A 23,911-nucleotide genomic window follows, 5' to 3' on the forward strand; every position below is an offset into this window, starting at 1 on the left:
CCCGTATTCCAAATGGTGCGGGGGCAGGCCGGATCGGCGTCCTGCCCGTCGCTTCATTTTGATTTAATCTGGGTTACCAAACGGTGAATTTCCTTCCGGAAAAGGACATCCACCCGAGGAAACCGCCGCCATTTCCGCGCCGCTTGTTGAAAAACGGCTTTCGCAATGTCCCTGCGGCGACTTGGAGGCCACGAAAGCGGCAAGAGTTTGACTTTTTCAACGGCCGCAGCGGAACCCGGAGCCAAGCCGCTATCGCCCTGTTTGAGCGCCAGATTTCTGGAAAACAAGTTCGCTGATGGGACGGCCGCCGGTTCAGCTCTTGTCGGCGATCGCTTCCTTGGCGGCCTTGCGATGGGCAGGCGTGATATGGGCGCTGACGGCAGTGATCGCCGCGGTCAGCACAGCGATGTCGTCGGTGAAGCCGAGGCCGAGGACGAAATCGGGGATGACGTCGACCGGCAGTACGAAATAGCCGAGCGCGGCGAGCAATATGCCCTTGGCGCGCAAAGGCGTCTTCTTGTCGAGCGCGCAGTAATAGGCGGCGACCACCTCTTCCATGAAGGGAATCTGCCGCGCCGCCTTCTTGGCCGTGCGCCAGAATTTCGCGCGCACTTCGCTTTCATCGCCCAGCTTGTTGCCGAAACCGAAGAAATCAAAACCGGGTTGTTGCGCCATCAATGTCTCCTCTGCTGGCCGTCGCGCACCGTGTTGCGCGCGGCCGGCACGGGAAAATGTGGTGAAAGCCGAACCCCGCTGCAAGAGGATGGTGCCGATTTGCCGTCGCCGGCGCGTCGCGGCGCCGGACGTTCAGCCGCCGAAATAGCCGTTCATCTTCTTGGCCAGCGCGATGTCGAGCGCAGTGACGCCGCCGGCATCATGGGTGTTCAGCGTCACGTCCACCGTCTTGTAGACATTCGACCAGTCGGGGTGATGGTCCATCTTCTCCGCGGCCAAAGCGACGCGCGTCATGAAGGCGAAGGCTTCGGAAAAATTCTTGAAGGCGAAACTACGCTTGATGGAGGCGCCGTCCGCGGCCAGCGACCAGCCGCCTAGTTCGGCCAGTGCAGCTGTAATGGCGTCCTTGCTGAGTTTCTCTCTCGTCATGATGATGTCCTGTGCTATCCCGATTTTGACCCTCACCATAATGCAAGTCGCCCAAACGTGCCTTGCGTTTTGAGATGCCAAATGCACAAACGGCGCATATCGAATGAGCATAAAGCCGATAAATTCCATTCTGTTCGTCTGCCTCGGCAACATCTGCCGCTCGCCACTCGCCGAAGGCGTGTTTCGCGCCGTGCTGGCCGAGCGGGGCCGCGCCATGATGCTGGACTCGGCCGCGACCGGCGGCTGGAATCTCGGCGAAGCACCCGACCCGCGTTCGGTCGCGGTCGCTGCCCGCCACGGCATCGACATTTCCGGGCAGCGGGCGCGCAAGGTCCGGCCGGAGGATTTTGCCCGCTTCGACCTGATCCTCGGTATGGACCGGCAGAATGTCCGAGACCTGAAGGTGATGGCGCCGGCCGGTGCCGGCGACCGCATCCATCTGCTTGCGGAGTTCGCGCAGGGAAAAGCCCGCGACGTGCCGGATCCCTATTACGACGGGGCGGAAGCCTTCGCTTCGGTCTACCGCATGATCCGCGAAGCGTCGGAGGCGCTGGCAAAGCTGCTTGAGGAGCGCGCATCGGCGCCGGACAGCGGCCAGGCTTCCTCGACGATGTAGGGGCCGCCGCCGACCGAATCGCGCGACGACATCAGCACGAAGCGGCCGACGCGAAACGGCAGTGTCGAGAAATTGCCGCGCGCCGACAGATATTGCGCGACGTCGAGCGGGCTCGAATTGCGAAGCCGCGCCAGCGTCACATGCGGTGTGAATTTGCGCGGGTCTGCCGGCAGACCGAGCCGCTGGCAGATACGGTCGATCTCGCCTTGCAGTGCGGAAAGGTCGGGCGAGGCGAAAACGCCAGCCCAGACGGCGTGCGGTTTTTTCTGGCCGAAGGCGCCGACACCGGACAGCGTCAGCGAGAAGGATGGGCGGTGAACCCGGTCGAGCGCGTTGGCGATCTCGTCAGCGACATGGCCTTCGACATCGCCGATGAAGCGCAGCGTCATGTGGTAGTTTTCGACATCGATCCAGCGGGCCCCGGGCAGGCCGCCCCGCAAAAGGGACAGCGAAAGCGCGGCGTCACGCGGCATTTCGAGGGCGGTGAAAAGACGCGGCATGGTGAGCCTCCCTTCCTCGAATCGAACTATGCCCCTACCGAATCATCGATATTCAAACAGGGCAAGTGGTTTGTTGGTCGCAGGCTTTCCCTAATGTTTCCCTTACGGAAGGCCGCGCCAGGAGCGAATGTCCGGCCTCAGGCGCCGCCCTCGACCGCTGCAATTGCCTTTTCCACGGTGGGCAGGATGCGCTCGACCATGCGGTCGACGCCCTTGGCATTGGGGTGCAGGCCGTCATCGAGTTGGAACCCGCTCTCGCCGGCAACGCGGTCGAGAAAGAACGGATAGAGCGGCACATCGTATTTCGCGGCCAGCTTCGGATAGATCGCATCGAAGACGGTCTGGTAGTCGGCGCCGAGATTGGGGGCGGCGCGCATGCCGGCCAAAAGCACCGCGATGTTGCGCGCTTTCAACTTCGCCAGCATGTCGTCCAGGTTCTTTTCAGTAATGCTGGGCGAGACGCCGCGCAGCATGTCATTGGCGCCGAGTTCCAGGATGACAAGCTTGGTGCCGTCCGGCACCGACCAGTCGAGCCGCGACAGGCCACCGCTCGACGTATCGCCGGAAACGCCTGCATTGGCGACGCTCACATCAAGGCCCTTGGCGCGAAGGGCTGCCTGCAATTTGTCGGTGAAGCCTTCGCCGGGCCCGAGGCCAAAGCCCGCCATCAGGCTGTCGCCGAAGCCGACGACGGTGAATGTCTCGGCCCGCGCCGACGAAATGGCGCCGCAGAGGGTGAGGAAAAGGATGAGCCCTGCGGCAATCGAGCGTTTGAAAGACATGCGGCAGGCCCCATATGACCAAGAATTCTTCCGGCGACGGCTTCCGGCAGGCAGACCCTTCATCTCCATATAGGACGCTTTAATTGTGACAGAAGCCGTCATCCAGCTGAAAGACATATCTCTGACCCTCGGCCAAGGCGCGTCGTCCGTGCATGTCCTGAAAGGCGTCAGCCTCGACGTGACGCGCGGCGAGGCGACCGGCATTGTCGGTCCCTCAGGATCCGGCAAGTCGACCTTGCTGATGGTTCTGGCCGGACTGGAGCGGGTCGATTCGGGCACGGTGCGCATCGCCGGCGAATTGCTTAGCGGCAAAAGCGAGGATCAGATCGCATCGTTTCGGGGCCGAAACATCGGCATCGTCTTTCAGTCCTTCCATCTCATTCCCAATATGACGGCGCTGGAAAATGTCGCGGTGCCGCTGGAGCTGGCCGGCCATGCCGATCCGTTCGGCGTGGCCGCGCGTGAACTGGCAGCGGTAGGCCTCAGCGACCGAGTCACCCACTATCCCGGCGAACTCTCCGGCGGCGAACAGCAGCGTGTGGCGATTGCGCGGGCGCTGGCGCCCGCGCCGCGCATTCTCATCGCCGACGAACCGACCGGCAATCTCGACCAGGTGACGGGGCGGCAGGTCGCCGACCTTTTGTTCGCCAAGGCGGCCGAGCGCGGCATGACGCTGGTGCTGGTCACTCATGATCCGGCCCTTGCAGCGCGCTGCTCGCGCCAGGTGTCGATGCGCTCGGGCCGCATCGAGGATGCGCCTCTGCTCAAAGTGACGGCGTAGCCATGGTGGAAAGGACCCCCTCCTCATCCGGCCCTTCGGGGCACCTTCTCCCCGCTGGGGAGAAGAGGCTGACGCCGGCGCTGGTGACCTCTTCTCCCCTCGGGGAGAAGGTGGCCGCGAAGCGGCCGGATGAGGGAGCGACCTGGCTCCGCACCCTGAAACTCGCGTTCCGCTTCTCGCTGCGAGAGATGCGTGGCGGGCTGTCCGGCTTCCTGATCTTCCTTGCCTGCATCGCGATCGGCGTTGCCGCCATCGGCGGCGTCAATTCGGTGGCGCAGGCGATCACCGCCGGGGTTGCCGACCAGGGCCAGACGCTGCTTGGCGGCGATCTGCGCTTCCAGATCAACCAGCGCGATACGACGCCGGCCGAAAGCGCCTTCCTCGGTGGCCTGGGTGCGGTGTCGCACAGCGCCAACATGCGCTCGATGGCGCGGCTCGAGGACGGCTCCGACCAGGCGCTGGTCGAGGCCAAGGCAGTCGACGACGCCTATCCGCTCTATGGCGCGCTGCAGACCGAGCCGCAGCTTGGCAGACAGGATCTGTTCGGTGAGAAATCCGGAATCTTCGGCGCCGTGGCGCCCGACCTGCTGTTCGATCGGCTCAATGTGAAGATCGGCGATCGGTTGAAACTCGGCAGCGCGACATTCGAATTGCGCGCCAGGCTGGTGAGCGAGCCGGACGCGGTGTCGGATGGATTCGGCTTCGCGCCGCGGCTGATGGTCTCGACCGCGGGGCTTGCCGCGTCGGGGCTGATCCAGCCGGGCAGCCTGGTCGAGAATGCCTACAAGGTTCGCCTACCGGCGGGCGCTAGCGAGGCCGATCTCAAAAGCATCCAGAAACGGGCCGCGAGCGATTTCCCCGAAGCCGGCTGGTCGATCCGCACGCGCTCCAACGCCGCACCCGCACTGTCCTCCAACATCGAACGCTTCTCGCAGTTCCTGACGTTGGTCGGGCTGACGGCGCTGGTGGTCGGCGGCGTCGGCGTCGCCAATGCTGTGCGCGCCTATCTCGACGGCAAGCGCGGCGTCATCGCCACCTTCAAGAGCCTTGGCGCTTCGGGCGGCTTCGTCTTCACCGTCTATCTCGTACAGATCCTGATGATCGCCGGCCTCGGCATCGTGCTCGGCCTCATCCTCGGCGCCGCCATGCCGTTCGCGGCGAGTGCGGCCCTGAAATCGGTCATTCCGGTGCCGGCGGAAGGCGGCTTCTATCCCGGCGCGCTGGCTCTTGCCGCGCTGTTCGGGCTGCTGGTGACGCTGGCGTTCGCGCTGCTGCCGCTCGGCCGCGCCCGCGATGTGCCGGCAACGGCGCTGTTTCGCGAAATGGGGTTTGAGGGCCGCGGTTTTCCGCGCCTGCCCTACCTTGCGGCGGCGGTCGGCATCGCGCTCGCTTTGGCCGCCTTGGCGATCCTGTTTTCCGGTGACCAGCGCATCGCCTCGATCTTCGTCGGCGCGACAATCTTTGCCTTTCTGGTACTGCGCCTGGTCGGCGCGCTGGTGCAGTGGGTGGCGCGCAAAAGCCCGCGCGTGCGCTCGGTCGCGCTCAGACTCGCCATCGGCAACATCCACCGGCCCGGCGCGCTGACGCCTTCCGTCGTGCTGTCGCTGGGGCTTGGGCTGACGCTCTTGGTGACGTTGGCGCTGATCGACGGCAATCTCAGGCAGCAGATCTCAGGCAGCCTGCTGGAGCGGGCGCCGAATTTCTTCTTCGTCGACATCCAGAACGGCGATGTCGACGCCTTCTCGGCGCTGGTCGGCAAAGAGGCGCCCAAGGGCACGCTGGTCAAGGTGCCGATGCTGCGCGGCCGGGTGATGGCGCTGAACGGCATCGATGTCGACAAAGCCAACGTGCCGGCGGAAGGCGCCTGGGTGCTGCGCGGCGATCGCGGCCTGACTTATGACGCCAAGCAGCCCGCCAATGCGACATTGACCGAAGGCAGCTGGTGGCCGGACAGCTATACCGGCGAGCCATTGGTTTCGTTTTCCAACGATGAAGGCAAGGCGCTCGGGCTGAAACTCGGTGACACCGTCACCGTCAATGTGCTGGGCCGCAACGTGACGGCCAGGATCGCCAATTTCCGCGAGGTGCAATGGGAGACGATGGGCATCAATTTCGTCATGGTGTTCTCGCCCAACGCTTTTGCCGGCGCCCCGCATGGCTGGCTGGCGACGCTGACCGAGAAGGACGCGTCGGTAGCGGATGACGCGCGCCTGCTCAACGCCGTCACCCGTGCCTTTCCGGCGGTGACGACGGTCCGCGTCAAGGACGCGCTCGATATCGTCAACCGACTGGTCGGCCAACTCGGCACGGCGATCCGGGCTGCGGCCGGCGTGGCGCTGATCGCTTCGGTGCTGGTGCTGGCCGGCGCGCTCGCCGCCGGCAACCGCGCCCGCATCCACGATGCCGTGGTGCTGAAGACGCTGGGGGCCACGAGGCGGACGCTGATCACGGCGTTTTCGCTCGAATATATGCTGATCGGGTTGGCCACCGCGGTGTTCGCACTTGCCGCCGGCGGCATCGCGGCCTGGTACATCGTCGCCCGCATCATGACGCTGCCATCGCATTTCATGCCGGAGGTGGCGGTGGCGACGTTGGTGTTTGCGCTGGCCATCACCGTCGGCATCGGCCTTGCCGGCACCTGGCGGGTGCTCGGCCACAAGGCGGCGCCGGTGCTGCGCGACCTCTAGGTCTCAAGCGGCAAAGCCGGCCGAATCCGGCCGTTTCCGATTAAATCTTGGTAATGCAGCGGCCTGGAAAACCGGCTTCCGGCGATTCACCAAGCGTTGCGGCCCGTTACGGTCTTGTTCTTGACGTCAAGAACCATCATATTTCGCCACAGGCATGCTGGAGCCCCGCCAGCGGCGCCCAGGTCCGGAAAGACCTGACACCGTACGGGGCAGAAGCAACAGAGGATTCCAATGGCTGAGCCCATTCGCAATTACCAGACTTCGGCCGTGCCGGGCGCACGCGCCGACATTGACCAGGGCCTGCGCAGCTACATGCTGAAGGTCTACAATTTGATGGGGCTTGGTCTCCTCATCACCGGCATCGCCGCCTGGGGCGCTTTCCAGCTCGCCGTCACCGGCGACGGACAGCTGACCGCTTTTGGCACGCTGATCTACGCCAGCGCCTTCCGCTGGGTGGTCATCCTGGCCCCGCTCGCCGCAGTCTTCTTCCTGTCGTTCAGGATCCAGTCGATGAGCGTGGCCGCGGCGCAGACAACCTTCTGGGTCTATTCGGGCCTGGTCGGCCTGTCGCTGTCGACCATCTTCCTGGTCTACACCGGCGCCTCGATCACCCAGACCTTCTTCGCCACGGCGGCCGCCTTCGGCGGACTGTCGCTCTATGGCTACACGACCAAGCGTGATCTTTCGGCGTTCGGCTCGTTCCTGGTCATGGGCGTCGTCGGCCTGGTGATCGCCATGCTGATCAACATCTTCCTGCAGTCGTCGGCGCTCGGCTTCGCCATCTCGGCGATCGGCGTGCTGATCTTCGCCGGCCTCACCGCCTATGACACGCAGACCATCAAGGAAATGTACTACGAAGGCGACCAGGCCGACGTCGCCGGTCGCAAGGCGATCATGGGCGCGTTGAGGCTCTATCTCGACTTCATCAACCTGTTCATGTTCCTGCTGCAGTTCATGGGCGATCGCCGCTAAACGGTCTCCATCCAGGCAACTGGACCAGCTGATATCGAAAGGGCGGCATAACGGCCGCCCTTTTCTTTTGTGCCGGCCTTTGCTGTGATGCCAGGCAAATGAATCGTTTGCACAAATTATGAGCATTATTACCATACGAGCGGCGCTGGAGGGCGACCTCGACCGAATCACCGAGATCTACGCCGATGCGGTGAGGCATGGCACGGCGAGCTATGAACTGGAGCCGCCGAGCCGTGCCGAGATGGGCGCGCGCTTCGACAGCCTGACAACTGGCGGCTTTCCCTATCTGGTGGCGGAAAAAGACGGCGGGCTGCTTGGCTACGCCTATGCTGGCGCGTTCCGCCCGCGCCCAGCCTACCGCTTCATCGTCGAGGATTCGGTCTATGTCGCGCCTGACGCCAAGGGCCAGGGCGTCGGGCTGCTGCTGATGCAGGCGCTGATCGAGGCGTGCCGGGTCGCGGGTTTTCGCCAGATCATCGCTGTGATCGGCGACGGTCACGCCGACAGCGCGTCGGTTCGGTTGCATGAAAAGCTTGGCTTTCGCCATTCCGGCCGTCTGGAAGGTTCCGGCTACAAGCATGGGCGCTGGCTGGACACGGTGTTCATGCAGCTGCCGCTGAATGGCGGGGCAACGGCTCCGCCCGATCCGGATTCGCTGCCGGAGCGGAAATTTCGCAAGAGTCTTGGCGGGAAGTGAGTGGGGGTTGACGAACTTAGGAACTGGAGAATTGATGGACTGAAGAATTTGAGAAAAGGGACTCAGTCCTGGCGTAATCCCGTCTTCTCAATTCCTCAGCTCTCTATGTCTTCAATTCCCCAACTCAGGCCTCGACAACTTTCAGCTTGGGATCGAACACGCCGAGCACGCGGCCGAGTTCCTGGCCGCGCTTGAGGATGCGGCCGCCGGCAGCGATGACGGCGAACGCGCCTTGCCGGCGCGCCAGTTTCGGATCCTTGACGATCTGGAACAGCGGCACTTCGCTGGCTCGGCGGAAGACCGAAAACACAGCGCGATCAGCGAGATGATCGATGGCGTAGTCGCGCCATTCGTTGGCGGCGACCATACGTCCGTAGAGTCTCAGGATCTCATCGAGCTCGCGCCGGTCGAAGCGAACCGGCTGATCGAGGCGTTCGCGTCGCGCCTCCTGCAGCGGGATCAATATTGCGGATGAGTCCCCATCCTCCGCTCCACCGCTGCTGCGATCGGTCATACCGCGATCCCTTTTAAAAATGAATCTCGCTTGCAGAAGTTGGCGTGTTCGCGGTGGAATTGCAAGACCCGGCTAACCATCCCGGGGCTGCGCTGTTTTCGCAACGTCCAGTCACTTTTATAAAACGCGGTGTTTGAATTGGTGATGCTCCGCCACATTCCTGCCTTATTTTATCCGCGCTCATGCCCCAATGTCCGACGAATTTACCGGCGTTGCCTGAGACGGTTCGGTCCGGCACCGGCTCGTAAACCCCAAGCCCCCCGCCCACGGGTCTGCGTCGGATCGAACCAACCTCGGACTTTCCTTAGGGAGAGACCGGGTGCGACGATCCCAAAACCTAAATGACCGACGTCAGAAGCAAGCTGACGTCGGTTTTTTGTTGGGCGGAGCGCTTCCCTTCTCCCCCTGTGGGAGAAGGAAGAGGTGGCGCTACGGCTTGTGAATAAACGCGGCGCCCAAAATCGGGCCGGGCAGGCCGTCCTTACCGACCGATTGCAGCAGCACGGCGCAGCCGCCTTTCTTGGCGATCTCGGTCATCGGCAATTCGTAGCGCTGCGCCTTGCCGTGCCACATGCCGGCGGTCTGGATGCCGGTGACGGCGTTCCAGTAGGTCATGCTGCGGCCGGTGTTCTCGCCCTTGGCGATGGTAACCGTCTGCGGCGGTTCGAAATAGACGATGACGACATGGGCGTCGCTCGGGCCGCTGCCGGCGTCGCCGGTATCGATCATGACGCGGTCGCTGGTGCGGCTGACCTTGATGCTGACCCGCATGCCTTCGCCCGACTTCTCCATGCGGGCAAGCGCACCGTCGACCTCCCTGCGGCTGGCGCCGTTGACATGGCTGCGACCATTGATGACGGCTTGCGGCGTGTACACCGAGCGGGTGCCGAAGGCGCGCATATAGTCATATTGCCGGTCGGTGTTGTCCTTGTTGCTCAGCGTGTCCTGCCAACCGAGATAGTCCCAGTAATTGACGTGGTAGGCGAGCGCGACGACGTTGTCCTTGGCTGCCAGCTCGGCAAAGAAAGCGTCGGCCGGCGGACAGGAATTGCAGCCCTGGCTGGTGAAAAGCTCGACGACGCCCAAGGGTTTGTCGGTCTGCGGCTTGTTTGTCTGAATGGTGCCGGACTCCTCGGCAAGCCCGGTCCCGGCAAGCGCCGAGAAGGCCAGCGCGAAAGCCGCAAGCCGTAGAGGTTGTCGAGGTGCCATGGCCGTTCCGATTCCCGCCGGTGACGCCGGCCTTGTTCTGGTTGCCCAGATTTGTGGCAGAAGCGACAGTCAACGGGAAGTCACGTTGCGGTGAAATTTTTGCTGCCGCAACCGCGGGTATGGCCGCTACAGGACGGTGCACTTCACCGCCCGGTTCGATCGGGAGCACGGCATCAGGAGCTTGCGGCAGATCTTCCTGAGCCCAGCCGGTTTTTACTGCAAGCAAACAGGGCGGAACTTCCGTCCGCCCGGCCAATGCTTTGGAAAGACTGGGCGGTAGGCAGTAGGAGGCCTTATTCCCTACTGCCTACTGCCTACGCCCTATTCCCTACGCGGCCAGATCGCGCAGCACGTATTGCAGGATGCCGCCGTTCTTGAAGTAGTCGAGTTCGTCCAGCGTATCGATGCGGCAGATGATCGGCACGTTCTTCACCGTGCCGTCGCCATAGGTGACCTTGGCGATCATCGTCTGGCGCGGCTTGATGGCGCTCAGGCCGTCGATCTCGACCATCTCGTCGCCCTTGAGGTTGAGCGAGGCCCAGGAGGTGCCTTCCTCGAAGACGAAGGGGATGACGCCCATGCCGACCAGGTTCGAGCGATGGATGCGCTCGAAGGACTGGGCGATGACGGCGCGGACACCGAGCAGGTTGGTGCCCTTGGCCGCCCAGTCGCGCGACGAGCCGTTGCCGTATTCGACACCGGCGAAGATGACCAGCGGCACGCCCTCCCTTTTGTACTCCATCGCCGCGTCGTAGATCGATTCCTCTTCCTTCGACGGGTAGTGGATGGTGTAGCCGCCCTCGCGGCCGTTCTCGCCCAGCATGTGGTTGCGGATGCGGATGTTGGCAAAGGTGCCGCGCATCATCACCTCGTGATTGCCGCGCCGCGTGCCGTACTGGTTGAAGTCGGCAACGCCGACGCCATGGTCGGTGAGGTATTTGCCGGCCGGCGACGCCGCCTTGATCGAACCCGCCGGCGAGATGTGGTCGGTGGTGATCTTGTCGCCGAAGAGACCCAGCACGCGCGCGCCCTTGATGTCGCCGATCTTGCCGAACCCGGCGGTCATCCCAGCGAAATAGGGCGGGTTCTGCACATAGGTCGAATTGTCGTCCCAGGCATAGGTCTGGCCTTCCGGCGCCTTGACGTTCTGCCAGTACTCATCGCCCTTGAAGACGTCGGCATATTTGCGGGCGAACAGCTCGCGGGTGACGTTCTTCTCGATGAACTCCTGGATCTCGGCCGAGCTCGGCCAGATATCCTTGAGGTAGACCGGCTTGCCGTCGCGGCCTTCGCCAAGCGGTTCGGTGGTGAGGTCCTTGGTGACCGTGCCGGCCAGCGCATGCGCGACGACCAGCGGCGGCGACGCCAGGTAGTTCGCCTGCACGTCGGGCGAGACGCGGCCTTCGAAATTGCGGTTGCCGGAGAGCACCGCGGCAGCGATCAGGCCCTTGTCGTTGATGGTCTTGGAGATCGGCGCCGGCAGCGGGCCGGAATTGCCGATGCAGGTGGTGCAGCCGAAGCCGACCAGGTTGAAGCCGATCTGGTCGAGTTCCTTCTGCAGGCCGGATTTCTCCAGATACTCAGCCACCACCTGGCTGCCGGGGGCAAGCGAGGTCTTCACCCACGGCTTTTGCTTGAGGCCGAGCCGGTTGGCGTTGCGCGCCAACAGGCCGGCGCCGATCAGCACGCTCGGGTTGGAGGTGTTGGTGCAGGAGGTGATGGCGGCGATGACGACGTCGCCATGGCCGAGATCATGGTCGGTGCCTTCGACGGCGTAGCGCTTGTGGATTTCGGCGGCCTTCTTGTACTCGGTCTCCATCGCCTTGGCGAAGCCGGCCGGAATGCCTTCCAGCGCAACGCGGCCTTCGGGGCGCTTGGGGCCGGCCATCGACGGCACGACCTCGCTGAGTTCAAGCTCGAGCAAATCGGTGAAGACCGGATCGGCCGAGCCGGTGTCACGCCACATGCCTTGCGCCTTGGAATAGGCTTCGACCAGAGCGATGCGGCTTTCCTCACGGCCCGACATTGTCAGGTAGCGGATGGTTTCGCCGTCGACCGGGAAGAAGCCGCAGGTGGCGCCATATTCGGGTGCCATGTTGCCGATGGTGGCGCGGTCGGCCAGCGTCATGTTGGAGAGGCCGGGGCCGAAGAACTCAACGAACTTGCCGACGACGCCCTTCTTGCGCAGCATCTGGGTGACGGTGAGCACGAGGTCGGTGGCGGTGACGCCTTCTTTCAGCTTGCCGGTGAGGCGGAAGCCGATCACTTCCGGCAACAGCATGGAGACCGGCTGACCGAGCATGGCGGCCTCTGCCTCGATACCACCGACGCCCCAACCGAGCACGCCAAGGCCGTTGATCATGGTGGTATGCGAATCGGTACCGACGCAGGTGTCGGGATAGGCGGTGGTTTCGCCGTCCTCGGTGTTGGTCCAGACGACCTGTCCGAGATATTCGAGGTTGACCTGGTGGCAGATGCCGGTGCCGGGCGGCACGACGCGGAAGTTTCGGAATGCTTGCTGGCCCCATTTCAGGAACTTGTAGCGCTCCTCGTTGCGCTCATATTCGAGCTCGACATTGCGGGCGAAGGCCATCGGCGTGCCGAATTCGTCGACGATGACCGAATGGTCGATGACGAGGTCGACCGGCACCAGCGGGTTGATCTTCTGCGGATCGCCGCCGAGCGCCTTGAGGCCGTCGCGCATCGCAGCGAGATCGACCACCGCTGGAACGCCGGTGAAATCCTGCATCAGGACGCGGGCCGGGCGATAGGCGATCTCGACGCCTGCAGTGCCCTTGTCGGTCAGCCAGCCGGCAACCGCCTGGATCGATTCCTTGGTGACGGAGCGGCCGTCTTCGTTGCGCAAAAGGTTCTCCAGCAGCACCTTCATCGAATAAGGCAACTGGGCGATGCCGGTGAGGCCGTTCTTCTCGGCCTCGACCAGATTGTAATAGACATAGTCCGCGCCACCCACGGTGAGGGTGCGGCGGCAATTGAAACTGTCGAGGGATTTTGACACGTGCGGTCCGTCCTTGTCTGTTCAGCCTGAAAGGGAACGGACGCCGATGGGCATGCAATCACGCGCAAAGGTGCGGGTACGGCCATTTCCGCTGTCCGCTCCCAAGCAACCCGAGCCGTTCAAGGCGGCGCGTGCGCTGGTTCGGCGCAAATTCTCTTCCCGTGCCGACCGCTGGCACGGATGTCCCGCATATAGAGAATTTTCTGGAATAGTTCTAGACAGGCGACAGGCAATTTTGTGCGATGCGGCAGCTGTCGCACGGTAAAGTTTTCGGGACGGGCAAGGATGCGGCTGATCGCCGAAAATCTGGGCGGCGAACGCGGCGGCGAGATGGTCTTTTCCGGCATCGGCTTTGCGCTCGAGAAAGGCCAGGCGCTGGTCGTCACCGGACCGAACGGATCAGGCAAATCGACCCTGCTCAGGGTCATCGCCGGGCTGCTGCCGAGGGCTGAAGGCGATGTGCGAATCGAGGGCGGCGGCGAGACGTTTCCGACGATCGCTTCGGCCGTCCATTATCTCGGCCATCTCAATGCGATGAAGACGGCGCTCAGCGTGGCGGAGAATCTGCGCTTCTGGCGCGATTTCAGTGGCGATGGCCAGTTGGGTGTCGAAGAGGCACTGGAGACGGTCGGTCTCGGCGGCATCGGCTATCTGCCATTCGGGTACCTGTCGACCGGGCAAAGAAGGCGCGCGGCAATAGCGAAATTGCTGGTCAGCCACAGGCCCTTGTGGCTGCTCGATGAGCCGACGGCGGGGCTGGACAAGGCTTCGGAGGCGCGGTTTGCGGGGTTGATGGCGAAGCACTGCGCGGACGGTGGGATTGTCGTGGCGGCGACGCATCTGCCGCTGGGGATTGATGGGGCGCAGGCGTTGGTGATGGGGCAGTGATGTCGGCACTACGTCACACCCCCCTCTGCCCTGCCGGGCATCTCCCCCGCAAGGGGGGAGATCGGATGTCGCGTCGGTTTTCGCCAATCACCAAGGTTGAAGGAGAAGCGCCTTCAACGAAGCTGCTAATCTCCCCCCTTGCGGGGGAGATGGCCGGCAGGCCAGAGGGGGGTGTGAAGGAACGCGGTCTTAGCAGAGAATGCAGTCGAACCGCAGCGGCGGCTTGCCCATGCTAGCCCTCTTCCTCCGCGACATCCGCCTCTCCATCCGTGCCGGCGGCGGAGCGTTGACTGGCGTCATCTTCTTCCTCGCCGTCATTGCCACCATCCCCTTCGGCGTCGGCCCCGACCTGAAGCTGCTCGCCCGCATCGGCCCGGCGATCCTGTGGATCGGCGCGCTTCTCGCCTGCCTGCTCGGCCTCGACCGGTTGTTCCAGGCCGATCGCGAGGACGGCTCGCTCGATCTTCTGGTGCTGGCCAATGACCGCCATATGCTGGCGCTGACGGTGCTGGTGAAGTGCCTGGCACATTGGGCGGGCAGCGTTCTGCCGCTGGTGGTCGCCGCCCCTCTGCTCGGCCTATTCATGAACATGGAGCCACTCAGCATCGGCGCGACGGCGCTGACCCTTCTGGTCGGCACGCCGGCAATCACCTTCATCGGTGCGGTGGGCGCGGCGGTGGCGGTGGCGCTGCCGCGCGGCGGGCTGTTGATCTCGGTGCTGGTGCTGCCGCTGACCATTCCGGTGCTGATCTTCGGCGTGTCGGCCAGCTACGGCGCGGTGGCCGATCCCGACCCGTTCGCGCAGCCCTTCCTCATTCTTGCCGCGCTGACGCTGTTTCTTGCCGTGCTGGGGCCGGTGGCGGCAGCGCTGGCGCTGCGGCATGGAACGGATTGACGTGGCGGCTGCGGCGCAGCGGCCAATTGCGAAGCCGAAGCTGCAAAGCTATGGGAAGGCCATGATCGAGCACGGCGAAGCGACAGCGGAAGGGAAGCGGGCTGCATGAGCGCACACGCCCTTTATGTCACCGCCGCCTATTGCATCACGGCGATCGTGCTGGCCGGGCTGATCGGCTGGATCCTGCTCGACCAGCGTGGGCGCAAACGCGAACTGGCAGAACTAGAGGCAGCAGGCGTACGGCGGCGTTCGGACAAGGCCAGCACTGAGGCTAGCACTGGGGCCAACAAACCATGAGCACGGAAAGCGATACGCCGGCGCCGCCGCGCCGCCGCCTGATTGTGCTGTTGCCGCTGCTGGTTTTCCTCGGCCTTGCGGGGCTGTTCCTGTTGCAGCTTTTGTCGGGGCGCGACGAGGCGGAAGTGCCGTCGGCGCTGATTGGCCTGCCGGCGCCGCAGACCAATTTGCCGGCGCTGGAAGCGTCAAACCTGCCCGGCCTCGATTCAAAAACCTTCGCCGGCAAGGTGACGCTGGTCAATGTCTTTGCATCGTGGTGCGCGCCGTGCCGGGAAGAACATCCGGTGCTCCTGGCGCTGTCGCAAGACAAGCGCTTCGTCATGGCAGCGCTGAACTACAAGGACGAGCCGCAAAACGCGCGCCGGTTCCTCGGCGATCTCGGCAATCCGTTCCAGGCCATCGGCGTCGACGAAACCGGCCGCACGGCCATCGACTGGGGTGTCTACGGCGTGCCGGAAACCTTCGTCATCGGCAAGGATGGCAAGATCGCCTACAAGCATGTCGGGCCGCTGACGGGCGAGGCCTCGCAGACGGTGCTGATGCCCGAAATTGAGAAGGCGCTCGCGGCACCGGGCTGACGGCCGCCTCGCTTCGAACGCGGGGCCGTCAGGACATTAAGCTCAGCCGTAGATCTGCTTGCGGACCTGGTAGAGCATTTCCGAGCGATCGGCGCGCAGGTCGGCGAGGTCGCGGCCGGAAAGGTTCTCGATTTCGGCGACGAGGCGGTTGTAGTGCTTGCGCTTGGCAATCGAGGTGCGAGCGCGGGTCATGAGACTGTCGAAGATCATAGCAAGGGTCCTTTCGTGCCGCATATCAGCGGCGAATTTGTTCCTCCCTTGACTGTACGCAGCATGACATAGGAATGGTGCGATGCAAAAAGAAGATGTTGCAATGCACCATTGCACAGAGCGCATAGCCGGTTAATGCAGCGCTAACAGCACCGTACCCGGCCGGGCAGGCTGGCGAGCCAATGCCGGGCCGCATGCCTTTTGTCTTACAAATTGCGCATGCGCCATCTTGCCTTCTCGCCCGCAGGCTGGCTTGATCCGCGCGTCACGTGATGCCCGGAGGAAAAGCATGGCGGCCGCAGACTATTACGAAATTCTCGATCCGCGTTTCGCGCGGCTGTTCAATGGCAACGCGCAGGTGGAAAAACTGTTCACCGGATGTCAGTGGGCGGAAGGGCCGGCCTGGTTCGCCGCCGGCCGCTATGTCGTCTGGTCCGACATCCCCAACAATCGCATGCTGCGCTATGACGAGACCGACGGCAATGTCAGCGTGTTCCGTCAGCCCTCCGCCAATTCCAATGGCAACACCGTCGACCGCCAGGGCCGGCTGGTGACGTGCGAGCATTCGGGCCGCCGCGTCAGCCGCACCGAGTATGACGGCTCGATCACCACCATCGCGGCCAAATGGAAAGGCAAGCGGCTGAATTCGCCAAATGACGTCGTGGTGCGCTCCGACGGCTCGATCTGGTTCACCGATCCGAGCTACGGCATCGACACTGACTATGAGGGCGACAAGGCCGAGAGCGAAATCGGCGCCTGCTACGTCTACCGGGTCGATCCCGACAGCGGCGAGGTCGAGGCTGTCATCACCGACATGGTCCGGCCGAACGGGCTTGCCTTCTCGCTCGATGAAAGCCAGCTCTATGTCGTCGACACCGGCCGCACCCATGGCTCACAAAACCCGGCGCATATGCGGGTCTTCAACATCGGCAAGGGCGGCAAGAAAGTGTCGGGCGGCAAGGTGTTCGCCGACTGCACGGCCGGCCTGTTCGACGGCTTCCGGCTCGACGAGGCCGGCCGCATCTGGACCAGCGCCGCCGACGGCATCCACTGCTACGATCCCGACGGCACGCTGATCGGCAAGGTCAAGGTGCCGGAAGTCACCGCCAATTGCGTGTTCGGCGGCAACAAGCTGAACTGCCTCTACATCGCCGGCACGACGTCGCTTTACATGGTGCGGCTGATGGTGAACGGGGCCAAGACCTATTGAGGCTGCTGGAAACACTTCTCTGGCGGCCCTTGATGGCGCTCCTACGCATGCCCGCGACGCCGGTTGCGCTGCGGCTGCCGGAACCGCCGCCAAGCGGTTCGCCGGAGCGGATTTCGAAGCCGTCTGCCAGTGGCGATATCAGGCACAATTTAAGGGGAGGACATCATGCCATTCGTCAACATCCGCATCGTCAAGGAAGTGATCGCCGCTGATCCGGCGGGCAAGAAGGCTGACATCGCTAGAAAGGTAACGGCGGCCATCATGGACGCCACCGGGCTCGGCAACGACGATGTCTGGGTGGTGTTCGAAGAGGTCAATGCGCGCGACTGGTATGTCGGCAAGACCGATGTCGAGACGCTGCGGAAGGGGTAGGCAGGGGTGCAGCCTTGGTAAGCTGGCGGGACAGCACCCCCCTCTGGCCTGCCGGCCATCTCCCCCTCAAGGGGGGAGATCGGATGTCGCCTCTGCTTTCGCCAACCACCAGCGTTGAAGGAAGGCGAAGACCGCAAAGCTGCCAATCTCCCCCCTTGAGGGGGAGATGCCCGGCAGGGCAGAGGGGGGTGCGAAGGATCGCAAGCGATGATGATTGCCATCGCTCACCGCGCCCGGATGAACTCCTCGAAGGCTGAAACCGCTTCCCGCATCGCCAGCACATTCGTTGGCTCCGCCAGAATGTTCGCAATCTCTGGCGGTTTCTTGCCGAGCAAGCCAATCTCCAGCGCCGCGTCCTCACAAAGCGCGAAGGACATCGTCCGCATGATCTCGGCCAGTGCGGCGCGGGCGTAGAGCGAGCGCGCGGAGGCGTGCACCAGCATGGCCGGCTTGTCGACGGCGGCGTCGCGCGAGACCAGCCAGTCGAGCGCGTTCTTCATGCCGCCCGGCACGCCATGCGCATATTCGGGGCAGGAAACGATAATGCCGTCGGCGCTGGTGACGGCCCCGATCAGCCGTGCGGCTTCGCGTGGCGTGCGCTCGCCTTCGTCGTCGGGATTGAAGATCGGCAGCAGGCCCAGCCCGTCATAAACGGCTACGCGGCAATCCGAAGGCGCGTTCGCGGCCAGCGCCGCGAGCAGCGCCGAATTGGTCGAGGCAGCGCGCAGACTGCCGGAGATGGCGAGGAGTTCGATCACGGGAAAACCGGGCAAAGGGGAACCGGGCAAGGGGCCGGAATGGCGAATCGTCGCCAAAAATCTACCACAGGGTCTTGCTGTAGGCCTCGTCCAGTGAGCGGTCGAAATCATCGGGCGTTTCGGCATGCGCCATCTGATCGGACAGGATCTGGCCGAGCGTCGGCAGCGTCGCGCGGTCGTACCAGCTGTCCGGCTTCCACAACTCGGAACGCATGAACGCCTTGGCGCAGTGCATGTAGGCGGCCTTGACGCTCACCACGACGACGCTTTGCGGTTGCTTGCCGTCGACGGTGAGGCGCTCACGCAAATCCGCATCGACGGTGATGCGGGCGTCGCCATTGATGCGCAGCGTTTCGTTCATGCCGGGGATGAGGAACAGCAGCCCGACCGAAGGGTTGAGCAGGATGTTTTCCAGCGTGTCGAGCCGGTTGTTGCCGGGCCGGTCGGGGATGGCGATGGTCTTGTCGTCGAGGACAAGGGCGAAGCCGGGCCTGTCGCCCTTCGGCGTCACGTCGGCATTGCCGGCGTTATCGGAAGAACCGATCAGCACGAAGGGGCTCTTGCCGATGAAGGCGCGGCAGTGGCCGTCGAGCGCCCTGAGCTCCTTGCGCATCGAGGCGTCGGTCGGCCGCGGCGTCTTGTAGATTGTCCTCAACTCGTCGCTCGTGGTGACGAATTCCATGGCCCCTCTCCTCCAATTCCAGCGCAATCCTTGGGAAAACCGCTACACACTCTTCCTGGAATTGCTCTACTTGCCTGCTTCTTCCACCTTCTCGGTCTTATCCTCGATCGAATGGCGCAGGATCAGCGGCATCTGGCTGAAGGTGAACAGCAGCGTGATCGGCATGATGCCCCAGACCTTGAAGGTAACCCAGAAGTCGGTCGAAAAATTCCGCCACACCACTTCATTGGCAAGAGCCAGGAACAGGAAGAACAGGCCCCAGCGGAAGGTCAGCTTGCGCCAGCCTTCGGCATCGAGGCGAAAGGCCGAATCGAAGACATAGCCGAGCAGCGAGCGGCCGAAATACAGGCCGCCAAGCAGCACGCCGCCGAACAGCGTGTTGACGATGGTCGGCTTCATCTTGATGAAGACGTCGTCCTGCAGATAGAGCGTCAGCGCGCCGAAGATGAAGACGACGACGCCCGAGACCATCGGCATGATCGGCAAGGTGCGCATCAGCAGCCAGGAGGCGATCAGCGCAATTGCGGTCGCGGCCATGAACAGGCCGGTGGCGACGAAGATCGGCCCGCCGAATTCGGCCAGCACCGGAAATTTCTCGACCAGCCAGGCGCCGCGCGCATTGGCGAAGAAGAACACCATCAGCGGCCCGAGTTCCAGCACCAGCTTGAGCAGCGGATTGACGCTTTCCTTCTTCTTTTGCGGGTCGGACGGGTCGCGTTCGAGGATGGGAGGGTTCATGACTTCCTTCTGACGCATGATCTTGTCCAAAAAGCCGTCAGCTCTTCGAGATCATTGCCTGTTACGCTACGCCCGCGATCGCCCTGGCGAATTCACTGGCTGAGAAAGGTTCGAGGTCGTCGACCTGTTCGCCGACGCCGATGAAATAGACCGGCAGTTTATGCTTTGCCGCGATCGCCACCAGAATACCGCCGCGCGCCGTGCCGTCCAGCTTGGTCATCACCAGGCCGTTGACGCCGGCGACATTGCGGAAGATCTCGACCTGGTTGAGCGCATTCTGGCCGGTGGTGGCGTCGACCGTCTGCAGCACGGTGTGCGGCGCTTCCGGATCGAGCTTGCCCAGCACGCGCACGATCTTTTCCAGCTCGGCCATCAACTCGGTCTTGTTCTGGAGCCGGCCGGCGGTGTCGATGATCAGCACGTCGGAGCCAGCCTCTTTGGCCTTCTCGAAGGCGTCGTAGGCAAGGCCGGCGGCATCGGCGCCGATCTTGGAGGCGATGACCGGCGATTTCGTCCGCTCACCCCAGATCTTCAATTGCTCGATGGCTGCAGCGCGAAAGGTGTCGCCGGCGGCGAGCATCACCGAGAGGCCGCCATCGGTCAGTTTTGCCGCCAGCTTGCCGATGGTCGTGGTCTTGCCGGTGCCGTTGACGCCGACGACGAGGATGACATGCGGCTTGTGCGAGAGGTCGAGCTCCAGCGGCATGGCGACATTGGTCAGCACCTTCTCCACCTCGGCTGCCATCACGGCGCGCACTTCCGCGTCGGAGACATCCTTGCCGTAGCGGCTGGAGGCCAGCGCATCGGTTACGCGCAGCGCGGTTTCCAGGCCGAGATCGGCGCGGATCAGCACGTCCTCCAGGTCCTGCAGCGTGTCCTCGTCGAGCTTTCGCTTGGTGAAGACGCCGGCGATGTTGCCGGTGAGTTCCTTCGAGGAGCGCGCGAGCCCGTCGCGCATGCGCTGGAACCAGGAGCGCCGCGGTGCCGGTTCGGGTGCTTTGACCGGCTCGGCCTTCTGCTCGACCCTCTTCGTGACAGTGACTTTGCCGGGAGCGGGTTTTGGCTCTGGCGAAGGTTGCGGGGCTGGCTGCGGCTTGGGCGCGATCTCGGCAACGATGGACCGTGCTTCGACCGGCGTGGGTGTAGCTTCGGGCGGCGCGGACTTTACCTCTCCCTCGATGGGGGAGGTTCCGAGCGCAGCTCGGGGGTGGGGGTGACTGGCGTCGACGCTGTCACCCCACCCCGCCGCTTCGCGTCGACCCTCCCCATCGAGGGGAGGGTAAGGCGTCGGCGCTTCTTCCTTCTCCCCGTCACTATACGGGGAGAAGGTGCCGGCAGGCGGATGAGGGGCGGCGCCGGCCTTTGAGGTTGGCTGCGCGGGAGACGGCGCCGGTGGCGGCACCTCGATTGGGGGTGGCGTCTCTACCGGTGCATCGGCCGGTGGCGGCACTTCGACAGGCGCTGGCTCAGGCTGCCTTTCCGGGCGCGACGGCTCGATCTCCGGCTCGGCTGGTGCCGGCGGCACCTCTTGCGGCTGCGGCTCCGGAACGGTGGGCGGCGTAGGAACCTCCTCAGGTTCCAGCGGCTCGGGCTCAGGTTCCGGTTGCGGCTCTTCCTCCGGCACAGGCTCCGGCACAGGCTCCGGCAGCGGTTCCGGCTCAGAGGGGACGACCGGCTCCGGTGCCGGCGGAATGGTCGGCGCTGGTTCGGGCTTCAGCTCCTCGGGCGCCGGCTCCGGCGCTGCCTTTACCTCCCCCTCGATGGGGGAGGTCCCAAGCGAAGCTTGGGGGTGGGGATGATCGGCGTCGGCGCTGTCACCCCTCCCCGCCACTTCGTGGCGACCCTCCCCATCGAGAGGAGGGTGGGGCGCTGGCGCCTCGTCACGCTTCAAAAACTCCGGAACGACTTGCTCGGCGGCAGGCTTCAGCGCTTCCAGCGCATCCCATTTGATCGGCGGCAGGGGAGTGGTTTCGTCGATGCGTTCCTCGACGACTTCCTTCTTGCCGAACGAAAATATCTTCTTGAAAAAACCGGCCATGCTTCAATCGTCTCAGGCGGCGCGGGCAGCGAGCGGCGCCGCAAGCAGGCGCGCGCCGTCATGGCCGGTAATGGTGGCATCGACGATCTCGCCCGGCGCACCGGCGGCGATGGCGGCCAGCGTAAATCCTTCGGTGCGGCCGAGGCCGTCGCGCTCGACCAGGATCGACTGACGCGTTCCCGGGAGTGCCGACAAATGACTGATATACGCGGCCTCGCCGGCGGCGCGCAGCCTTGCGGCGCGCTGCTTCACCAGTTCGCGGCGGACCTGCGGCATCCGCGCGGCGGGCGTGCCTTCGCGGGGCGAGAACGGGAAGACATGCAGATGCGTCAACCCGCATTCCTCGACGATCTTTATCGAATTCTCGAACATGTCCTCGGTCTCGGTCGGGAAGCCGGCGATGATGTCGGCGCCGAAGACGATTTCGGGGCGCAGCTTGCGCACATCCTCGCAGAAGCGGATCGACTGGTCGCGCAAATGGCGGCGCTTCATGCGCTTCAAAATCATGTCGTCGCCCGACTGCAGCGACAGGTGCAGATGCGGCATCAGCCTGGGCTCGGTGGCGATGGCGTCGAGCAATTCGTCATCGGCCTCGATCGAATCGATGGAGGACAGCCGCAACCGCTTCACATCAGGAACTTGCTTCAGGATGGTCTTCACCAGCTTGCCGAGTTTCGGCGCACCCGGCAGATCGGCGCCGAAGCTGGTCATGTCGACGCCGGTCAGCACGATTTCGGCATAGCCATTGCCGGCGAGCCTTTTGACCTGCTCGACCACGGCGCCCATTGGCACCGAGCGTGAATTGCCGCGGCCATAGGGGATGATGCAGAAAGTGCAGCGATGGTCACAGCCATTCTGCACCTGGACGAAGGCACGCGCCCGGCCCTCGATGGCGTCGACCATGTGACCAGCGGTCTCGCGCACCGAGAAAATGTCGTTGACGCGCGCCTTCTCGGTGTCGTTGACGCCGAAATCCGGCAGCGCGCGGTAGGAGTTCGCCTTCAACTTCTCCTCATTGCCGAGCACGAGATCGACCTCGTCCATGGCGGCAAAATTCTGCGGTTCGGTCTGCGCTGCGCAGCCGGTGACGATGATGCGCGTCTGCGGGTTTTCGCGGCGGGCCTTGCGGATCGACTGCTTGGCCTGACGCACCGCTTCCGAGGTGACGGCGCAGGTGTTGAAGATGATGGCGCCGCCTGCGAGCGCGCCGAGGCCGGCACTTTCCGCCTCACGTCGCATCACCTCGGACTCATAGGTGTTGAGGCGGCAGCCGAAGGTGACGACGTCGATGCCTTTCGCGTTGGCAAGACCGGACATCAGGCCGCGCTTTCAGTGTCGCGAGCCCAGCTTCCGGTCGACGGATCGAAACTGCCGGAAAACTCCCATTCGGCAGCGCCGGTCAGGATAACGTGGTCGTCGTCGCGCCATTCGACATGCAGCGAGCCGCCGCCTGGCGTCATCAGCGTGACGTTGCGGCCGGTGCGCCGGGTGCGGGCTGCGGCGACTACCGCTGCGCAAGCGGCCGAGCCGCAGGCCTTGGTCAGGCCGGCGCCGCGCTCCCAGGTGCGGATGATCATCGTCTCCGGCGACGTCACCTGTGCGATTGTGATGTTGGCGCGCTCGGGGAAGATCGGATGGTTTTCGAGCAGCGGCCCGAAACGCTCGAGCTCGTAGGACCAGACATCGCGATCGACCCAGAAGATGGCGTGCGGGTTGCCCATCGAGAGAGCCGAAGGCGAATGCAGCACCGGCGCGTCGATCGGGCCGATCTGCAATTCGATCATGCGGGTGTCGCGAAACTCTTCCGCCAGCGGAATATCCTGCCAGCCGAAGCGCGGCGTGCCCATGTCGACCGAGATGGTGCCGTCAGCGTGCTCGAGGGCGTTGAGGATGCCGGCGCGGGTCTCGAAGGTGAAGTTCTTCTGGCCGGTTTCGGCGGCCAGCGCCTGGACGACGCAGCGCATGCCATTGCCGCAGGCCTGTGCGCCCGAGCCGTCGGAATTCAATATGTCGATGTAGTAGGCGGTGCCGGGCGTGCGGGCGTCATGGATGGCCATGATCTGGTCGAACCTGGTCGCCGCATCGGCGTTGAGCGCGACAGCCGACGCTGCCGTCACTCGATCGGCACGGCCGCGCATGTCGGCAACGATGATCTCGTTGCCGATGCCGTTCATCTTGGCGAAGGGGGCGGTGCCTGCCATCGATCCCATCATTTCCGTGTCCGTTTGGCGCTATATGGCGGAAACGGGCGGGAATTACCAGTCCGGCGCGGCTGCGCGACGACCAAGTGGTCGCGCTTGGGCGACGACCAAGGGGGCGCCGCCTAGCGACGGCAAGATGCCGCCCCTAACGGATAAAATCCAA

Annotated in this window: 25 protein-coding genes; 11 read left to right on the forward strand and 14 right to left on the reverse strand. The window is 63.9% G+C overall.

Annotated elements, in window-relative coordinates:
* Positions 1-312 precede the first annotated feature (312 nt).
* A complete protein-coding gene (locus AC1D1L_RS11690; protein ID WP_112560071.1) occupies positions 313-675 on the reverse strand; it encodes a YkvA family protein in 363 nt (120 codons plus the stop codon).
* A 132-nt stretch (positions 676-807) separates the two neighbouring features.
* Entirely contained in the window at positions 808-1,104 is a 297-nt protein-coding gene (locus AC1D1L_RS11695; protein ID WP_477341380.1) for a 4a-hydroxytetrahydrobiopterin dehydratase, read from the reverse strand.
* A gap of 103 nt (positions 1,105-1,207) precedes the next feature.
* On the opposite strand from AC1D1L_RS11695, the gene AC1D1L_RS11700 reads away from it, so the two are divergent.
* On the forward strand, positions 1,208-1,720 hold the full coding sequence (locus tag AC1D1L_RS11700) for a low molecular weight protein-tyrosine-phosphatase (protein ID WP_477341382.1): 513 nt from the start codon (positions 1,208-1,210) through the stop codon (positions 1,718-1,720).
* Here AC1D1L_RS11700 and thpR read toward each other — a convergent pair.
* Positions 1,624-2,220, reverse strand: a complete 597-nt coding sequence (gene thpR, locus AC1D1L_RS11705) for an RNA 2',3'-cyclic phosphodiesterase (protein WP_477235534.1) — start codon at positions 2,218-2,220, stop codon at positions 1,624-1,626. The genes AC1D1L_RS11700 and thpR overlap by 97 nt on opposite strands.
* A gap of 137 nt (positions 2,221-2,357) precedes the next feature.
* Positions 2,358-3,002, reverse strand: coding sequence for an arylesterase (locus AC1D1L_RS11710; RefSeq protein ID WP_477341384.1), 645 nt, complete (start codon positions 3,000-3,002; stop codon positions 2,358-2,360).
* 85 nt (positions 3,003-3,087) lie between these two features.
* On the opposite strand from AC1D1L_RS11710, the gene AC1D1L_RS11715 reads away from it, so the two are divergent.
* The 4 genes from AC1D1L_RS11715 (at position 3,088) to AC1D1L_RS11730 (ending at position 8,139) form a co-directional block, all read left to right on the forward strand.
* Entirely contained in the window at positions 3,088-3,783 is a 696-nt protein-coding gene (locus AC1D1L_RS11715) for an ABC transporter ATP-binding protein (RefSeq protein ID WP_477341386.1), read from the forward strand.
* Between the two features lie 188 nt (positions 3,784-3,971).
* A complete protein-coding gene (locus AC1D1L_RS11720; protein WP_477341478.1) occupies positions 3,972-6,470 on the forward strand; it encodes an ABC transporter permease in 2,499 nt (832 codons plus the stop codon).
* Between the two features lie 231 nt (positions 6,471-6,701).
* Positions 6,702-7,442 (forward strand): Bax inhibitor-1/YccA family protein, encoded by a 741-nt coding sequence (locus tag AC1D1L_RS11725; protein ID WP_112560076.1) that lies wholly within the window; start codon positions 6,702-6,704, stop codon positions 7,440-7,442.
* A gap of 118 nt (positions 7,443-7,560) precedes the next feature.
* A complete protein-coding gene (locus tag AC1D1L_RS11730; protein ID WP_477341388.1) occupies positions 7,561-8,139 on the forward strand; it encodes an N-acetyltransferase family protein in 579 nt (192 codons plus the stop codon).
* A 124-nt stretch (positions 8,140-8,263) separates the two neighbouring features.
* Here AC1D1L_RS11730 and AC1D1L_RS11735 read toward each other — a convergent pair whose 3' ends face one another.
* The 3 genes from AC1D1L_RS11735 to acnA form a co-directional block, all read right to left on the reverse strand.
* The gene (locus AC1D1L_RS11735; RefSeq protein WP_112560078.1) at positions 8,264-8,653 is read right to left on the reverse strand and encodes a DUF2794 domain-containing protein; all 390 of its coding nucleotides are present in this window, start codon (positions 8,651-8,653) and stop codon (positions 8,264-8,266) included.
* A gap of 429 nt (positions 8,654-9,082) precedes the next feature.
* A complete protein-coding gene (locus tag AC1D1L_RS11740; protein ID WP_477341390.1) occupies positions 9,083-9,862 on the reverse strand; it encodes a DUF1223 domain-containing protein in 780 nt (259 codons plus the stop codon).
* 328 nt (positions 9,863-10,190) lie between these two features.
* Positions 10,191-12,881, reverse strand: coding sequence for an aconitate hydratase AcnA (gene acnA / locus AC1D1L_RS11745; RefSeq protein ID WP_477341392.1), 2,691 nt, complete (start codon positions 12,879-12,881; stop codon positions 10,191-10,193).
* Positions 12,882-13,166: 285 nt separating this feature from the next.
* Here acnA and ccmA point away from each other — a divergent pair, with 285 nt between their 5' ends.
* The 4 genes from ccmA to AC1D1L_RS11765 all read left to right on the forward strand — a co-directional run bounded on the left by ccmA (position 13,167) and on the right by AC1D1L_RS11765 (position 15,539).
* Positions 13,167-13,769, forward strand: coding sequence for a heme ABC exporter ATP-binding protein CcmA (gene ccmA / locus AC1D1L_RS11750; RefSeq protein WP_477341394.1), 603 nt, complete (start codon positions 13,167-13,169; stop codon positions 13,767-13,769).
* Positions 13,770-13,998: 229 nt separating this feature from the next.
* On the forward strand, positions 13,999-14,664 hold the full coding sequence (gene ccmB / locus AC1D1L_RS11755; protein WP_477341396.1) for a heme exporter protein CcmB: 666 nt from the start codon (positions 13,999-14,001) through the stop codon (positions 14,662-14,664).
* Between the two features lie 105 nt (positions 14,665-14,769).
* On the forward strand, positions 14,770-14,961 hold the full coding sequence (gene ccmD, locus AC1D1L_RS11760) for a heme exporter protein CcmD (protein WP_477341398.1): 192 nt from the start codon (positions 14,770-14,772) through the stop codon (positions 14,959-14,961).
* The gene (locus AC1D1L_RS11765; protein WP_477341400.1) at positions 14,958-15,539 is read left to right on the forward strand and encodes a DsbE family thiol:disulfide interchange protein; all 582 of its coding nucleotides are present in this window, start codon (positions 14,958-14,960) and stop codon (positions 15,537-15,539) included. Before ccmD ends, AC1D1L_RS11765 begins: the two co-directional genes overlap by 4 nt.
* 42 nt (positions 15,540-15,581) lie before the next feature.
* Here the strand turns inward: AC1D1L_RS11765 and AC1D1L_RS11770 are convergent, their stop codons facing one another.
* On the reverse strand, positions 15,582-15,749 hold the full coding sequence (locus AC1D1L_RS11770; RefSeq protein ID WP_112560088.1) for a hypothetical protein: 168 nt from the start codon (positions 15,747-15,749) through the stop codon (positions 15,582-15,584).
* A gap of 289 nt (positions 15,750-16,038) precedes the next feature.
* Here AC1D1L_RS11770 and AC1D1L_RS11775 point away from each other — a divergent pair, with 289 nt between their 5' ends.
* Complete coding sequence (locus AC1D1L_RS11775) at positions 16,039-16,959, forward strand: SMP-30/gluconolactonase/LRE family protein (protein WP_477341402.1); 921 nt, start codon at positions 16,039-16,041, stop codon at positions 16,957-16,959.
* A gap of 165 nt (positions 16,960-17,124) precedes the next feature.
* On the forward strand, positions 17,125-17,331 hold the full coding sequence (locus tag AC1D1L_RS11780; RefSeq protein WP_127280266.1) for a tautomerase family protein: 207 nt from the start codon (positions 17,125-17,127) through the stop codon (positions 17,329-17,331).
* Positions 17,332-17,555: 224 nt separating this feature from the next.
* Here the strand turns inward: AC1D1L_RS11780 and AC1D1L_RS11785 are convergent, their stop codons facing one another.
* The 6 genes from AC1D1L_RS11785 to dapF all read right to left on the reverse strand — a co-directional run bounded on the left by AC1D1L_RS11785 (position 17,556) and on the right by dapF (position 23,748).
* Positions 17,556-18,089, reverse strand: a complete 534-nt coding sequence (locus AC1D1L_RS11785; RefSeq protein ID WP_477341404.1) for an NADPH-dependent FMN reductase — start codon at positions 18,087-18,089, stop codon at positions 17,556-17,558.
* Between the two features lie 61 nt (positions 18,090-18,150).
* The gene (locus AC1D1L_RS11790; protein WP_477341406.1) at positions 18,151-18,771 is read right to left on the reverse strand and encodes a pyridoxamine 5'-phosphate oxidase family protein; all 621 of its coding nucleotides are present in this window, start codon (positions 18,769-18,771) and stop codon (positions 18,151-18,153) included.
* Positions 18,772-18,837: 66 nt separating this feature from the next.
* On the reverse strand, positions 18,838-19,509 hold the full coding sequence (locus AC1D1L_RS11795) for a septation protein A (protein WP_112560237.1): 672 nt from the start codon (positions 19,507-19,509) through the stop codon (positions 18,838-18,840).
* A 61-nt stretch (positions 19,510-19,570) separates the two neighbouring features.
* A complete protein-coding gene (gene ftsY / locus AC1D1L_RS11800; RefSeq protein ID WP_477341408.1) occupies positions 19,571-21,547 on the reverse strand; it encodes a signal recognition particle-docking protein FtsY in 1,977 nt (658 codons plus the stop codon).
* A gap of 12 nt (positions 21,548-21,559) precedes the next feature.
* Complete coding sequence (gene mtaB, locus AC1D1L_RS11805; RefSeq protein ID WP_477341410.1) at positions 21,560-22,864, reverse strand: tRNA (N(6)-L-threonylcarbamoyladenosine(37)-C(2))-methylthiotransferase MtaB; 1,305 nt, start codon at positions 22,862-22,864, stop codon at positions 21,560-21,562.
* Positions 22,864-23,748, reverse strand: a complete 885-nt coding sequence (gene dapF / locus AC1D1L_RS11810; protein WP_477341412.1) for a diaminopimelate epimerase — start codon at positions 23,746-23,748, stop codon at positions 22,864-22,866. Before dapF ends, mtaB begins: the two co-directional genes overlap by 1 nt.
* Positions 23,749-23,911 lie beyond the last annotated feature (163 nt).

It is taken from the genome of Mesorhizobium sp. P2_D6, from assembly GCF_056404315.1.

Coding starts and splice junctions, on each gene's coding strand:
- AC1D1L_RS11770 (WP_112560088.1), bottom strand. CDS start 15,749: ATGATCTTCGACAGTCTCATGACCCGCGCTCGCACCTCGATTGCCAAG.
- ccmA (WP_477341394.1), top strand. CDS start 13,167: ATGCGGCTGATCGCCGAAAATCTGGGCGGCGAACGCGGCGGCGAGATG.
- AC1D1L_RS11700 (WP_477341382.1), top strand. CDS start 1,208: ATGAGCATAAAGCCGATAAATTCCATTCTGTTCGTCTGCCTCGGCAAC.
- AC1D1L_RS11690 (WP_112560071.1), bottom strand. CDS start 675: ATGGCGCAACAACCCGGTTTTGATTTCTTCGGTTTCGGCAACAAGCTG.
- AC1D1L_RS11725 (WP_112560076.1), top strand. CDS start 6,702: ATGGCTGAGCCCATTCGCAATTACCAGACTTCGGCCGTGCCGGGCGCA.
- AC1D1L_RS11740 (WP_477341390.1), bottom strand. CDS start 9,862: ATGGCACCTCGACAACCTCTACGGCTTGCGGCTTTCGCGCTGGCCTTC.
- AC1D1L_RS11710 (WP_477341384.1), bottom strand. CDS start 3,002: ATGTCTTTCAAACGCTCGATTGCCGCAGGGCTCATCCTTTTCCTCACC.
- AC1D1L_RS11775 (WP_477341402.1), top strand. CDS start 16,039: ATGGCGGCCGCAGACTATTACGAAATTCTCGATCCGCGTTTCGCGCGG.
- ftsY (WP_477341408.1), bottom strand. CDS start 21,547: ATGGCCGGTTTTTTCAAGAAGATATTTTCGTTCGGCAAGAAGGAAGTC.
- AC1D1L_RS11790 (WP_477341406.1), bottom strand. CDS start 18,771: ATGGAATTCGTCACCACGAGCGACGAGTTGAGGACAATCTACAAGACG.
- AC1D1L_RS11765 (WP_477341400.1), top strand. CDS start 14,958: ATGAGCACGGAAAGCGATACGCCGGCGCCGCCGCGCCGCCGCCTGATT.
- AC1D1L_RS11720 (WP_477341478.1), top strand. CDS start 3,972: ATGCGTGGCGGGCTGTCCGGCTTCCTGATCTTCCTTGCCTGCATCGCG.
- dapF (WP_477341412.1), bottom strand. CDS start 23,748: ATGGCAGGCACCGCCCCCTTCGCCAAGATGAACGGCATCGGCAACGAG.
- AC1D1L_RS11780 (WP_127280266.1), top strand. CDS start 17,125: ATGCCATTCGTCAACATCCGCATCGTCAAGGAAGTGATCGCCGCTGAT.
- AC1D1L_RS11735 (WP_112560078.1), bottom strand. CDS start 8,653: ATGACCGATCGCAGCAGCGGTGGAGCGGAGGATGGGGACTCATCCGCA.
- mtaB (WP_477341410.1), bottom strand. CDS start 22,864: ATGTCCGGTCTTGCCAACGCGAAAGGCATCGACGTCGTCACCTTCGGC.
- ccmD (WP_477341398.1), top strand. CDS start 14,770: ATGAGCGCACACGCCCTTTATGTCACCGCCGCCTATTGCATCACGGCG.
- AC1D1L_RS11730 (WP_477341388.1), top strand. CDS start 7,561: ATGAGCATTATTACCATACGAGCGGCGCTGGAGGGCGACCTCGACCGA.
- AC1D1L_RS11695 (WP_477341380.1), bottom strand. CDS start 1,104: ATGACGAGAGAGAAACTCAGCAAGGACGCCATTACAGCTGCACTGGCC.
- thpR (WP_477235534.1), bottom strand. CDS start 2,220: ATGCCGCGTCTTTTCACCGCCCTCGAAATGCCGCGTGACGCCGCGCTT.
- ccmB (WP_477341396.1), top strand. CDS start 13,999: ATGCTAGCCCTCTTCCTCCGCGACATCCGCCTCTCCATCCGTGCCGGC.
- AC1D1L_RS11795 (WP_112560237.1), bottom strand. CDS start 19,509: ATGAACCCTCCCATCCTCGAACGCGACCCGTCCGACCCGCAAAAGAAG.